This window comes from Mucilaginibacter sp. cycad4, assembly GCF_034263275.1.
In the GTDB taxonomy this organism is placed as follows: Bacteria; Bacteroidota; Bacteroidia; order Sphingobacteriales; family Sphingobacteriaceae; genus Mucilaginibacter.
This window is the reverse complement of the sequence record NZ_CP139559.1, coordinates 3,709,530-3,723,435: the sequence shown is the minus strand read 5'-3', so window position 1 is coordinate 3,723,435 and position 13,906 is coordinate 3,709,530. Positions and strand designations below refer to the sequence as shown.

General features: G+C 44.5%; 10 protein-coding genes. 5 read left to right on the top strand and 5 right to left on the bottom strand.

Annotated elements, in window-relative coordinates:
• Positions 1-196: 196 nt before the first annotated feature.
• Positions 197-1,567, top strand: a complete 1,371-nt coding sequence (locus tag SNE26_RS15055; RefSeq protein WP_321554758.1) for an MFS transporter — start codon at positions 197-199, stop codon at positions 1,565-1,567.
• A 110-nt stretch (positions 1,568-1,677) separates the two neighbouring features.
• Positions 1,678-4,152: a glycoside hydrolase family 31 protein gene (locus tag SNE26_RS15050; protein WP_321554757.1), complete on the top strand. Its 2,475-nt coding sequence runs from the start codon at positions 1,678-1,680 to the stop codon at positions 4,150-4,152.
• A gap of 21 nt (positions 4,153-4,173) precedes the next feature.
• Here the strand turns inward: SNE26_RS15050 and SNE26_RS15045 are convergent, their stop codons facing one another.
• The 3 genes from SNE26_RS15045 to SNE26_RS15035 form a co-directional block, all read right to left on the bottom strand.
• Complete coding sequence (locus SNE26_RS15045; RefSeq protein WP_321554756.1) at positions 4,174-4,479, bottom strand: hypothetical protein; 306 nt, start codon at positions 4,477-4,479, stop codon at positions 4,174-4,176.
• Positions 4,480-4,587: 108 nt separating this feature from the next.
• Positions 4,588-4,890, bottom strand: coding sequence for a GIY-YIG nuclease family protein (locus SNE26_RS15040; RefSeq protein WP_321554755.1), 303 nt, complete (start codon positions 4,888-4,890; stop codon positions 4,588-4,590).
• Between the two features lie 159 nt (positions 4,891-5,049).
• Positions 5,050-6,417 carry an IS110 family transposase gene (locus SNE26_RS15035; protein WP_321554711.1) on the bottom strand — a complete coding sequence of 456 codons (1,368 nt, stop codon included), beginning with the start codon at positions 6,415-6,417 and terminating at the stop codon, positions 5,050-5,052.
• A 418-nt stretch (positions 6,418-6,835) separates the two neighbouring features.
• Between SNE26_RS15035 and glgB the strand changes: the two genes are divergently transcribed.
• The gene (gene glgB, locus SNE26_RS15030; protein WP_321554754.1) at positions 6,836-9,085 is read left to right on the top strand and encodes a 1,4-alpha-glucan branching protein GlgB; all 2,250 of its coding nucleotides are present in this window, start codon (positions 6,836-6,838) and stop codon (positions 9,083-9,085) included.
• A gap of 122 nt (positions 9,086-9,207) precedes the next feature.
• Positions 9,208-9,399 carry a hypothetical protein gene (locus SNE26_RS15025; protein WP_321554753.1) on the top strand — a complete coding sequence of 64 codons (192 nt, stop codon included), beginning with the start codon at positions 9,208-9,210 and terminating at the stop codon, positions 9,397-9,399.
• 4 nt (positions 9,400-9,403) lie between these two features.
• On the opposite strand, the gene SNE26_RS15020 is transcribed toward SNE26_RS15025, so the two are convergent.
• Positions 9,404-9,964, bottom strand: a complete 561-nt coding sequence (locus SNE26_RS15020; protein ID WP_321554752.1) for an STM3941 family protein — start codon at positions 9,962-9,964, stop codon at positions 9,404-9,406.
• A 113-nt stretch (positions 9,965-10,077) separates the two neighbouring features.
• Positions 10,078-10,740 (bottom strand): hypothetical protein, encoded by a 663-nt coding sequence (locus SNE26_RS15015; protein WP_321554751.1) that lies wholly within the window; start codon positions 10,738-10,740, stop codon positions 10,078-10,080.
• Between the two features lie 529 nt (positions 10,741-11,269).
• Here SNE26_RS15015 and SNE26_RS15010 point away from each other — a divergent pair.
• On the top strand, positions 11,270-13,687 hold the full coding sequence (locus SNE26_RS15010; protein ID WP_321554750.1) for an ABC transporter permease: 2,418 nt from the start codon (positions 11,270-11,272) through the stop codon (positions 13,685-13,687).
• Positions 13,688-13,906 lie beyond the last annotated feature (219 nt).

Genomic DNA, 13,906 nt, shown 5'->3' with positions numbered 1-13,906 from the left:
TAATAAGCTTTTGTCATCCTGAGCGGTAGCGAAGGATCTTCTTCGATAAGCAGAGCCGCTATACAGGGAGAAGAAGATGCTTCGTTCCTCAGCATGACAAACTTAGATAGGTAAGAAGTAACGATGGTGGAAATAAAGCTTATTCTGTCAATTCTAAAATCCTGAAAATTCTGATTCTGACATTATTAAACCAATTATGAGTAAACCAACCATTGCGCAAAAGCCACGATTAAGCTTTTGGCAGATCTTTAACATGAGCTTCGGCTTTTTGGGCATCCAGTTTGGCTTTGCCCTGCAAACAGGTAATGCCAGCCGCATCCTGCAAACTTTCGGGGCCGATGTGGAGCATCTGTCATGGTTTTGGCTGGCTGCACCTATTACAGGTATGGTTGTTCAGCCTATCATTGGTCATTACAGCGACAGGACCTGGAACCGCCTCGGTCGCCGCCGCCCATATTTTTTAACAGGGGCAATCCTGTCAGGTGTGGCGTTATTTTTTATGCCGAATTCATCTATGCTGGCCGCGCTGATTCCGCCGATCGTAGTTGGCGCAGGTATGCTCATGATCATGGATGCATCGTTTAATGTAGCTATGGAACCCTTCAGGGCTTTGGTGGCTGATAACCTGCCCGATAGTCAGCATACCACCGGGTTCTCTATGCAAACCTGTTTAATTGGGGTAGGCGCGGTAATTGGCTCGTGGTTGCCTTACGTTTTTGCAGAGTGGTTTGGTGTAGCGAAAACAGCTAACCAGGGTATTGTGCCTGATAACGTACTTTATTCTTTCTATATCGGTGCGGCTGTATTAATAGGCGCTATTTTATGGACTGTGGTCCGCACCAAAGAATACCCTCCCGAAGTTTATGCAACCTTTCATGAAAAGGACGAAACAGTGTCGGGGCATAAGGGCGGTTTGCTGGAGATTTTCTCCGACCTGGTCAACATGCCCAAAACCATGAAGCAACTGGGGTTGGTACAGTTTTTTTCCTGGTTTGCACTTTTCTCTATGTGGGTATTTACCACCCCGGCAGTTGTTGACCATGTTTACCACATCCCGGCAGGGGATACTTCCTCAGCAGCCTATAATGATGCTGCCAACTGGGTAAATGTATTGTTTGGTGTATATAATTTAGTATCGGCAGTGTATGCTTTGTTATTGCCGCGTATAGTTAAAAAGATGAGCCGTAAAAAAGCGCATGCGTTTTCATTAACTATGGGTGGATTAGGGTTGATCTCCGTATTCTTTATCCCCGACCCGCGTTTGCTGATATTGTCAATGATTGGTGTCGGTTTAGCCTGGGGAAGCATTTTGGCTATGCCTTATGCTATTCTATCAAGCTCAATACCAGCCAAAAAGATAGGCGTGTATATGGGCATCTTTAATTTCTTTATTACTTTTCCTCAAATTGTAAACGGCATTATCGGCGGGCCGATAGTGAAATATATATACGGCGGACATGCTGTTTATGCTTTGGTAATGGCCGGTGTTTTTATGTTCCTGGGGGCGATAGCTGTTCTTTTTGTTCAGGATGGTAAGAAAATTCAAATAATTGAAGCTGCAAATTGAATAAAAGTTAAGGATTTGGCACGGTTAATGGTTTTTCGTTAATTCAATTGTTGTATATTGCGTAGTAAGGACACTTTATACATATTTGCGGAAGCCACTAATTTGTTTGAATGGAAAGTAATACCCCAAATCCGGAGTTGATAACCAGTAAGTTAATAGAAGCAGAAAACCTGCTTGAAGAAGAAGAGGAGTTTCACCATCTTAATAACCCTGCCGATGGTATTAAGCCGGTTGTAAAAAAGTATCTCGGTGTACCAAATCATGCCGATCAGGTGGGGAATAAGTTCTACTTTACTGATGGCGATGCTAAAGTTGAAGTAATAGTTGTTACCGATGAGATCATCCGTGTAAGGCTTGCCCCGCACAGCGTTTTCCTCGAAGATTTTTCATACGGTGTGCCCAAGCTGCCAACCAAGGCAGCAGGCTTTACGCTGCATGAGAACGAGGATGAGTTTCGGGTATCTACTTATAAAGTGAACTGCCATATCCGCAAAAAGGATTTCTTTATCTCTTTTTCAGATAGCAGCAACCACGTAACCAGCGCCGACGCTGTGCCGATGCACTGGGAGGAGAACGTGCAGGCGGGCGGTTACTACGTGTTTTGCACCAAAACCTGTGCACCCGACGAAAGCTTTTTTGGCTTAGGCGATAAACCAACCGAATTTAACCTGCGCGGTAAAAGGCTTAAAAACTGGAACACTGATGCTTACTCGTTTCAGTGGAACCAGGACCCTTTGTACCGTAGTATCCCTTTTTACATCAGCGTAAACGAGGGCATAGCACACGGTATTTTCTTTGATAATACATTTAAAGCACAATTTGATTTTGGCGCCGAAGACAGGACAAAAACAAGTTTTTGGGCTGATGGCGGCGAATTGCAATATTATTATATCCACGGGCCGCACATGATGGATGTGGTAAAAAGCTATCACGCCCTAACTGGCACACACCCCATGCCGCCGCTTTGGGCGCTGGGTTACCACCAATGCCGCTGGAGCTATTATCCCGAGGCTAAGGTTAGGAAGATAGCCAAAGGTTTCCGCGAAAACCAGATCCCGTGCGACGGTATCTACCTGGATATCGATTATATGGATGGTTACCGCTGCTTTACCTGGAACCGTAAGTATTTCCCCGATCCTAAAAAAATGATCAGCGAACTTGCAGCCGATGGTTTTAAAACGGTTGTAATTATTGATCCGGGGATTCGCGTAGATGATAACTACGAGGTATTTAGGGAAGGTAAAGAAAAACGCTATTTCTGCCGCCGAAGCGATGATTACTTTATGGAAGGCCATGTATGGCCGGGCCGCTGCCAGTTCCCCGATTTTACCAATCCCGAGGTACGCGAATGGTGGGGCGGTTTGTTTGATGAGCTGGTACAAATGGGCGTAGCCGGTGTTTGGAACGATATGAATGAGCCCGCCGTATTTGGTGCAGGTACCTTCCCGGATGATGTACGCCACCAGTACGATGGTTACCGCGGATCGCACCGTAAAGCACACAATATTTATGGCATGCAGATGGTACGCTCAACCTACGAAGGTTTGCGTAAGATCATGAAAAATAAGCGCCCTTTTACCATTACAAGGGCAGGTTACTCGGGCGTGCAGCGCTTTTCATCAGTGTGGACCGGTGATAACGTGGCTTCATGGGAACACCTGAAACTGGGGAACATCCAGTGCCAGCGTTTATCAATCTCCGGGATCCCATTTTGCGGTACTGATATTGGTGGTTTCAGCGGCGAGCCTGATGGCGAATTGTTTACCCGCTGGATCCAGATGGGTACCTTTTCGCCCTTTATGCGTGCACACTCCGCAGGTGATACCAAGGAGCGTGAGCCATGGAGCTTTGGTGAGCCCTTTACTGCTATCAACCGTAAGTTTATTGAGCTGCGTTACCGCCTGATCCCTTACCTGTACTCAACTTTTTGGGAGCATCACCGTTACGGTTTCCCTATTTTGAGGCCGATAGTAATGCATGAGCAGGATATACAGGTAAACCACTTCCGCCAGGATGAGTTTACTTATGGCGATAAAATATTGGTTTGCCCGGTTATGGAGCCCGGTCAGATTAAACGTAACGTATACCTGCCAAAAGGTAAATGGTACAATTTCTGGACCTTTGAGGTAATTGAAGGTGGTCAGGAAGTATCAGTAGATACCCCGCTTGAAACCATGCCGGTGTTTATCAAAGCAGGTTCGGTAATTCCTGAATACCCTGTAATGCAATACGTTGGGCAAAAGGAGATAGAAGAAGTAAAGCTCAATATTTACTATACAGATTATGAAGTAAACTCTTTCCTGTTTGAAGACTACGGCGAAACCTTTGCCTACGAGCAGGATATTTACCTGGAGAAAAAGTTTGTGGTAAATGGCAGCAACAAAAACTTAACCATTGATCAAAGCCTGGAAGGTTTGTATACCCCGCGTTATGACGGATATCACTTTAACCTGATAGGATTGCCATTTAAACCTTCAAAAATTAAGGTAGATGGTAAGGATGTAAAAGATTTCCGGATCAATGATGATAAAACGGTTGAGTTTAAGTTTAGTAAAAACTTTAAGCATGTTGAGATAAGTAAATAGTAAAACTTTTTTCTGCAAGCGTCATTGCGAGGCACGAAGCAATCCCCGACTATACAGGTACAACCTGCTGATTAGCGGCGCTTCATTCCTGACAGCAATGACGTTTTTGTTATTGAAATCCTTGCTCCTCAATGACGGGCTGATGAATGTTTTCGTCCGTCCGTATACTGGTGTCACTATACTTACGGATAAAAGCGGACATACGGAATAGCTTCCGCTTTCCTCGCCACCCGTCATTGCGAGGTACGAAGCAATCGCGAACTGTACAGAGCCGGTTGATTGCTTCAGTCCGTCCGCATACTCCCACCACGCGTCATTGCGAGGCACGAAGCAATCCCCGACTTTACAGAGCGAATCTGCATGGCTACTCTCCACCCGTCATTATAAGGCACGAAGCAAACCCCGACTTTACAGAGCCGGTTGAAACCCAGTGGGCTATTCGGCTACTAAATCCTCATATAGATCCTTCCACTCGGGATTTAATTGATTAACAAGGTCGACTTTCATTTGCCTGTTTCCTCCTTTTAAAGCCTTTTCAGCAGCAATAGCCTCTTCTATATGCGAATAGAAAAAGTAATACACTAACTTATTGCAATTGTATTTAGCAGTAAAACTTTGCGGATAGGTTTTATTCTTGTGATCCCAGATCCTACCAATATCTGATGTTACCCCGGTATATAATACTGAATGTGTTTTGTTTGTGACGATGTAAACACATCCGCCGCGTTGCATAACCATAATGGCAATATATGGTTATTTATTAAACTTTATAATGGCCCTGTAAAGTAGGGGATTGCTTCGTGCCGCAATGACGGGTGGAGAGGAAAGGCAGATTCGCTCTGTAAAGTAGGGGATTGCTTCGTGCCTTATAATGACGTGCATGTAAGTATTTCATAATCAAGCTGCATTTTGAAGAGTAAGGCCAAGTTTTTGCGCTTCTTTTCGCAGACGAGCGATCTTTCTTGCCTTTTGTAGCTCAACATCCTGCTGAACTTTGCTGCTGTCGTAGGCTTCCTGTTTGAGCACCATCTTATAGAAGATAACCGCTATTTTCCTTGCCACTGCCTTTATAGCTTTGGCCTTCCCTTTGGTTGCAGCCAACTTCCGGTATTGCTGTCCCAGAGGACCTTTACTTTGCCAGAGACAATTGGCGGCCAGCCGGAAAGCTTGTGTTGCCGGATTGTGGGTGATCCGTTTTTCATAGCCCACCAGTTTGCCTCCTGTTATTTTGGGTCGAGGCGACAGGTTTAACCAACTTGTGAAATGACCGGCGGTGGGCCATTTGCCCATATCCGGCCCGGTTACGGCCAGGATCGTTAACAGGCCGATCTCGTCCAGTCCTTCTACCGCTGTCAGGTCAACCCCTAATATGGCCAATAAATAATCCTTCAGGTTGATATGGTATTGATTCTTGCGGACCATGCCCTGTTTCTTTGAACTTTTGATCTCCGGCGCCAATAGCTTAAGCGTTTGTTCGATATGCTCCTCATAATAAAGCATCTGATCTTTTAAAAAGTCATAGGCTTTCAGGCTGCCTCTAAGGATATGGATCAGGCTGTCCCGGTAGTCGCCCTCAAGAGAACGCAGTAACTCCTCCCTGCCTGCTTTCAGCCGTTTATGATCGATACTGCAAAGCAGTTCTTCAGGGTCTGATATCCCTGAACAAATCAGCCGCAATAGCTTTATTCCTGATACGCCTTCAATATCGCTGATCAGGTGCTGGAACTTGATATTCATTTTAGTCAGGATGTTTTGGATCCTGTTGAGCGTATCGCTTTTCTGATCCTGGCAGATCTGCCTTTCATGAATGTACTGCCTGAGGTCCTGGTAACAGGCAGGGGCTATATGAGATTCCCGTAAAAGACCATGAGTAAGCAGCTGATGCAGCCACCCGGCATCATTAATGTCCGTTTTTCGTGCCGATACATTTCGGTAATGGCTCGGATTGATCATCACCACCTTCATCCCTCTGGATTCAAGGATACTGTGCAGGGGCATCCAATAAGTGGCTGTTGATTCCATCGTTACGATCTCTACCTTTTCCCTTTGCAACAGGTCCGCTAATTCATATAGACTGGAGGTAAAACTGTTAAACTCTTCCAGCTGGATCTGATCCCGGGCATCGGTATAGGACACAACCATCAACATGCTGCCTACATCGATCCCGGCTGACCTGGGATAAAGAACACCGAACTGAGACATCTTTTTTGAACCAACCGGCGCTCCCGCCTTTTTCCTGTTTTTGTTTTGATTAGCTTTGCCCATATTTTTTGTTATAAAAACAGGGCAAACTCTGTCGCTTTAAAAAGTCTAAGCTTAAAAGCGTGGTAAACCACCAGCCGGCCAGCTGGTGGTTCCCTTTAATGTTTCTTGCAAAAAGTGACAGTCCCAAACTCGCAAGCGGGTTCCTAAGGACCCCAAGGGTTATACGGGGTGTGTAATTTGCCCTGTTTTCAATGGCAAATATCTTTCATTAACCGCGAAGCACGTCATCTCATTTTTTTTCAGGGATTCCTGATGGATACTCGCAATGACGTGGCGGAGAGAGGTAACTTGGCAAATCAAAAATAAATCTCCAAAACCCTGCATAATATATTAATCCTGTTATATTTGATTACATATAAACCAAACTCATCCCTGTGATTTGGGTTATCTAATAACACCCTAACAGGTTATCTATATCATGGCCAAAAAAACAATTAAAACCGAAACTCCCTTACCGGATGCAAAGCCTGTAAAGGAAAAAAAAGCCGTCACTAAGGTCAATGCCGATAAAGTAACGCCTGAAACAGGAGTCCCGGAACCTAAAAAAGTAGCTAAAACAAAAGCAGTAGCCGCAGAAACGCCTGCTGCCGAAAAGAAGGCTGCCCCCGCTAAAGCCAAAGCAGTTGCTGCCGAAAAGCCTGCGGCCGTTAAAAAAGCTGCCCCGGCTAAAGCCACGGCAGCAAAAGCCGAAAAGTCTGTTGAAACTGCTCCTGTACAACCTGTAAAGCTTAAAGCGGTTGAACCATATAGCCGTTTTACCGATTTTGATATCAGTTTATTTAAATCGGGCAAGCATTATAAGCTGTACGAAAAACTGGGTTCACACGTGGTGGAATACCAGGGTGTTGTTGGTACTTATTTTGCTGTTTGGGCGCCAAATGCGCAGTACGTAGCAGTAATAGGCAATTTTAACGGCTGGAACCGCGGTTCGCATAGTTTGAACGCCCGTTGGGATTCATCGGGTATTTGGGAAGGGTTTATTCCAAATGTTGGTAATGGCGAAACTTATAAATATTATATTAAATCATCAACCGGCGAAGACCTGGAAAAAAGCGACCCCTTTGCTTTGCGCTGGGAGCTGCCTCCACGTACCGCCTCGATAGTTGCCGATACTTTTTATGAGTGGAAGGATCAGGACTGGATGCAAAACCGTCATGAACATAATGCGCTTGACAGGCCTTATTCAGTTTATGAGGTGCATTTAGGTTCATGGGCGCGCAACCCGGAAAGCCCGGATGAGTTTTTGACCTACACACAACTGGCCGAAAAAATGGTGCCTTATGTAAAGGAAATGGGCTTTACGCATGTAGAGTTTATGCCGATTATGGAGCATCCGTACTATCCAAGCTGGGGTTATCAGGTAAGCGGTTATTTTGCCGCGGCATCGCGCTACGGTACGCCGCAGCAACTGATGTACCTGATCGAAGAGTTTCACAAAGCCGGTATCGGTGTAATATTGGATTGGGTGCCTTCGCATTTTCCCGGTGATATTCATGCACTATATAAATTTGACGGTACGCACCTATACGAGCATGCTGATGCCCGCAAAGGTTTTCATCCCGACTGGAAATCATATATATTTAACTATGGCCGCAGCGAGGTTAGGGCTTTCCTGATCAGTAATGCGCTGTTTTGGCTGGAAAGGTATCATGCCGATGGTTTGCGTGTTGATGCCGTGGCCTCGATGTTATACCTCGATTACTCGCGTAAGCACGGCGAGTGGGAAGCCAATATGTACGGCGGCAACGAAAACCTCGAAGCTATATCATTCCTGAAAGAGTTTAACGAAGCTGTTTACAGTCATTTCCCATCGGCACAAACTATTGCCGAAGAGTCTACCTCATTTACAGGCGTTAGTCGCCCGGTTTATTTGGGTGGTTTGGGTTTTGGCATGAAATGGATGATGGGATGGATGCATGACACTATTGATTACTTTCATGAAGACCCTATCCACCGTAAATACCACCATAATGAGATAACTTTTAGTACCATATATGCCTTTACCGAAAATTTTATGCTGCCTTTCTCGCACGATGAGGTAGTTTACGGCAAAGGCAGCATGTTGCGCAAGATGCCCGGCGATGAATGGAGACAGTTTGCCAACCTGCGGTTGATGTACGGCTATATGTTCACACATCCGGGCTCGAAACTGCTGTTTATGGGCGGCGAGTTTGGGCAGGGCGATGAATGGGATTTCGGCAAATCGTTACAGTGGCATGTGCTGCAGTATCCAAATCACCGGGGCATTAGCGAAACGGTTAAGGCGTTGAACCATTTATACCGTACCGAGCCTGCTTTGTATGAAAAAGCGTTTTCGCATCAGGGCTTTGAATGGGTTGACGGCGGCAATGCCAATGATTCGATACTGGTTTACCGCCGTATGGGGCATGATAGCAAAAACGACCTGATGATCATCCTTAACATGACCCCGGTTGTGCGTCGCGATTACCGCATAGGCGTACCTGCTGCCGGTAAGTGGAAGGAGATCTTTAATTCGGATAATGAAAAATACTGGGGAAGCGGCATTATTAATTATGAGCCAGTAAACAGCGACCAGGTAAGCTGGCATGGCAAAAGCCAGTCTATCAAAATTACCATACCACCGCTTGCCGCTGCTGTATTTAAACTGGCGCCTGATGTGCCTGCTAAATATGAATTGAAAAGATAAATCCATCAGCAAGACTTACAAAGTTTTTAAACTTCGGAAGTTTGATATAAACCAGGCAGTCATCATGAATTTGTTTCAGGTAAACAAGTTCATGATGATATTGTTAAATGTGTAAATAGCCAATGAACCCTAAATTCAAATATCTTTATCTTATAGGTGGCATAGTAGCAACCATACTGTTTATTGTGCAAATTGTGGCTACCTATCCAAAACCTAATACCGTTGGGGCGATTCTTGGCGCGCTGCCTGCTCTGGCCTTGTTTTACCTGTCGTACAAGGCTTATCATGTTAAAAAGGATAATGAGTTGATGTGATTTGTTATGAAATAACTTCAGGGTTTGCGGCCCGTTGTTCGGTTAGCTTATTTTCGAGCGCTGCTTTTAATTCATACAGATTGTGTTTGAGGGTATTGGCCGAAACAACAATAGGTGAACCGTAATTTTTATAGTTAAGACCAAAACTCTTTTTCTTAAGCAGATTTGTTTGTGCTGCTATGTACTGTTCCGGATCTTTAAGGCCAATAACCAGGAACTGCTGGCTCATTACGCTTGAAATGCTAAAGTGCGTAATGTCATACCAGGGGATCAATCCAATTGCCGTAGCGCTTGAATTATCATAAACACCTTCATTGTTGATAGTCAGGCCGGGTTTTTTATCACTCAGCTTTTTCAGGAAAAAAAATGCCAGGAAGGCAAAAAAAATAATGCAGGCTGTAGATGCACCATATTTTATTACCACATTATCAAACACCGGGTTACCAATATAGGGCTGATAAATTAAAATCCAAAGCCCTATTGCTACGAAAGCCACCGATCCTAAAAGGCCTTTTGTTAATTTAGTTTTACTAAGTGGGATTTCGACAGGGGTATTAATTGCCATAACTGGTTTGGTTTTACCGGATTAAATTAAGTAAAATAATTAATATTGTTAAACTTGATCGAGGTTTTGACTGTGATTATGTTATAGCATGAGATATCCGCGGAGCGAAAGCCTTACTTAGCTGAAAAATGTTGACCAATCACAAAAATCGCAGCCATTAATGCAATAATGGCACCCAGTACTCCCCATAACTGAGCGGGTTTCATATTTGATACTAAATCTCCAATAGTTAATTCATCAGGAACAACTTTCTTTTTTTCGGCAGCAGTATCATTTTTACCGGCACTAAGCTTTTCCACTTTGCTCTTCCAACTCGCCAAAACTCCATTAAACTCTACCGTGGATAATGAACTTTGGCTGGGCTTTACCGTCATCACATACCAATCATTGCCTTTTTCTAATAACCCTTCGGCGCGTACTCCTTCTTCTACTATGATTAAAATCGGGAGATTTTTAGCGTACGCAATCGCCGATTCAATCTGATTCCAGGGAGTGGCAAATTTGGTTACCTGGAGCGTTATTTCATTAGCACTGCCACGCTTTTCAATGCCGCTTTCAAAATAGGTTCGTTCAAGGGCAATAACCAAAATGCCTGAGCATTCATCCATCAAACCTTTTATTGATTTTAAAGGCGAATCAGAACTGAATGTATTCCTGCCAATTGTATTGGGAATCAGATTTTCGCTTCTGAGCCGGTCTTCTATAGATTTTACAAAATCTTCCTGCTGCGGGGTTGATGTGCCACCTACGCTGATAAATACTTTTGGTTGGTCCATAATAATTAAAATAAGGTTGGTTGTTATTGGTTGATAATCAGGTTTGTAATTGTATGTAAGTTAAATATAATACTTAAGCAATACAAGGTAGGAAGCAATCTCCAACTTACCGACCAGCTATGCAAATACCCCAGTTAGTTCGCGATTGATTCGTACTTACAGCAATACGCTTTTGGGGCAGGTACATTTAGCTTGTGGCCGGTGTTTTCACTGCACCACTTCCTGACCTCGTTGTCTGCGTCCGTCCGTCTCCCTGATATCTTTTGGGTCGCCCCGACAACGAACCTCAAAGCTTTTCTAATGAGGAAGGCACAAGTAAGCCACCACACACGTACTAAACAATACTTGCGCCAGGGAAAATTATAAATCCGAAATCGAACATCCGAAATCCGAAACCATCTCAAAACCGCGCAATCACTGTGCGAAAACGAACAGTTTCGTAGATTTGTTTCGACACAAGTTGTTTATAATCAGTGATTTAAAAATAAGGCACGCAATTGGCTGGATTTTAATAGTAAACCCCACAATTATGCTTAAAAATTACCTGCTGGTTGCTTTTAGAAACCTATCTAAAAACAAAGCTTTCTCAACTATCAATATAGTAGGACTGGCTATTGGCATGGCTGCATGCCTGCTTATACTGCAATACGTTAGTTTTGAATTGAGTTATGATGATTTCCACACCAAAAAAGACCGCGTATTCCGGATCAATCAGGACAGGTACAACAATGGCAAGTTAAGTACCCAATGGGCTGGTGGGGCTTTTGCACCAGGCACAGCCTTTAAAGCTGAGCTGCCCGAAATTGAGGAGTACGTAAAGATTTTAGGTGCCGGCCAAACCATTGCTACCTACAAGGAGCAGAAAATGGTGATCCAGAACGTATATTATGTAAGCGAGGCTTTCTTTAAAACGTTTACTTTCCCGCTGATAAATGGCGACCCCAATACAGCGCTTAAAGAACCTAACACCGCGGTAATTACCCGGCAAATTGCCGATAAACTTTTTCCCGGCATAAATCCGGTTGGGCAAACCCTGTATATCAATACAGATAAGCCGCTTAAAATTACTGGGGTAATGAATAACATGCCTGCCAATACGCACATGAATTTTGATATCATGCAATCGTATGTTACACTGCTTAAAGAAAATCCGCCTAATAAAGATTTCAATATTGATAATGCCTGGCTAAACGACGGCTGCACCACTTACCTGTTGCTAAAACCAGGCGTTGATCCGCGTAAATTGGAGGGCAAGTTTATCCCGATAGTGAAAAAGGCTTACGACAAGTACCCCGGCTCGGGCGAAGGCGGCATTTATACGCTGCAGCCGGTAAAGGATATCCACCTGTACTCCAACCGGATGCTGGAGTTTCAGCCCAATGGTGATGGCAAATCAGTATACCTGCTTTTGGGCATTGCCATTTTTGTGATCATCATTGCCTGGATCAATTATATCAATCTGGCTACGGCCCGTGGTATTGGCAGGGCTAAAGAAGTTGGGGTACGTAAAACTTTGGGTTCGGCAAAAGCTCAGTTGATTACCCAGTTTATGTTGGAGGCTATGATGCTTAACGCTATGGCGATAGGGCTTGCTTTACTGATCATTATGGTTTGCTTGCCTGCATTTGCCAATATTTCGGGTATGCAGATGGGCTTTACCTTGTTTACTAAAGCTGCTTTCTGGCTGGCCGTTTTGGGTATTTTCGTGTTGGGTTCGTTCTTCAGCGGGTTTTATCCGGCCCTTGTGTTATCGGCGTTCAGGCCTGTTGAGGTGATGAAAGGCAAGATCCTGGCATCGCCAAGGGGAGTGGTGTTAAGAAAGGGAATGGTGGTATTTCAATTTGCTGCTTCTATATTTTTGCTGATAGGCTCGCTTACCGTGTTCAAACAGCTTAAATACATGCAAAGCCAAAAGTTGGGTGTTAAAATAGATCAAACACTGGTTATCAAAGCCCCGCTGGTTAAGGTAGATTCGTTTTATCGCAGCATGAGCTCATTTAAGCACGAATGCCTGGCTCTATCAGCTGTTAAAAGCGTAACGGTATCAACATCAATCCCCGGCGAACCTGTAGGCTGGAATGCGGGCGGAATTAAGTTGGTGGGCTCTGATCAAAGCACAAGCAAGCAATACCGTATTATTGGCGCCGACTATGATTACCTTAACGCTTACGATATTAAACTAATTGCCGGTCGTAAGTTTTCGAAGGAGTTTGGGGATGAGCCGCATAGCGTAGTGTTCAATAAAAAAGCCGTTGAGCAATTGGGCTTTAGCAAACCTGCCGATGCCCTGGGCAAACGTATTGATTTTTGGGGACAGGTTTATACCATAGTAGGCATAGCCGACAATTTTCACCAGCAATCCCTACATGATGCTTATGACGCCATTATCTTCCGTTGTATCCCCGACGTTAGGGGGCAGGTATCGGTAAAGGTAAGTACCACTAATATGCCCCAAACTATTGCCGAACTGAGGAGAACCTGGGCAAGCTTTTTCCCCGGCGACCAGTTTGATTATTTCTTTTTAGATCAGTTTTTCAATAAGCAATACAAAACCGATCAGCGCTTTGGGCAGGTGTTTGGTGTATTTACCGGCATAGCTATTTTTGTGGCCTGCCTCGGCTTGTTTGGCCTGGTATCATATACTATTGTGCAGCGTACTAAGGAAATCGGGATCCGTAAGGTGTTGGGTGCTTCAGTGAACAGTATTTTGAAGTTGCTGTATAAAGATTTCGCCCTGCTTGTAGTGGTTTCTTTCGTTATTTCGGCGCCAATAGGCTGGTACGCTATTCATCAATGGCTGCAAACGTATGCCTTCAGGATGGATATCAACCCCTTTCTGTTTGTTATACCATTTTTCCTGGTGATGTTAATTGCCTTTGCAACGGTTTCGTTTTTGAGTGTGAAGGCCGCGTTGACAAACCCGGTTAAGAGTTTGAAAACGGAATAAGGGGGGAATAGAGAAATAGAAAACGTGTCATTGCGAAGCGTAACAACCGCATGGAAGCATAGCCATTCGGCAGGCTAAGCTACCAGGCAAACTCACCAATGCGTCATTATAAGTAACCACCGGGGAAGCCCTGGAAAACCCGTGATAACGTGTAAAATATATTTTATCGATGGTAAGCAGGGGCTGTGTCAGGGATTGTAGTGAGCCACAGCGCGGGTT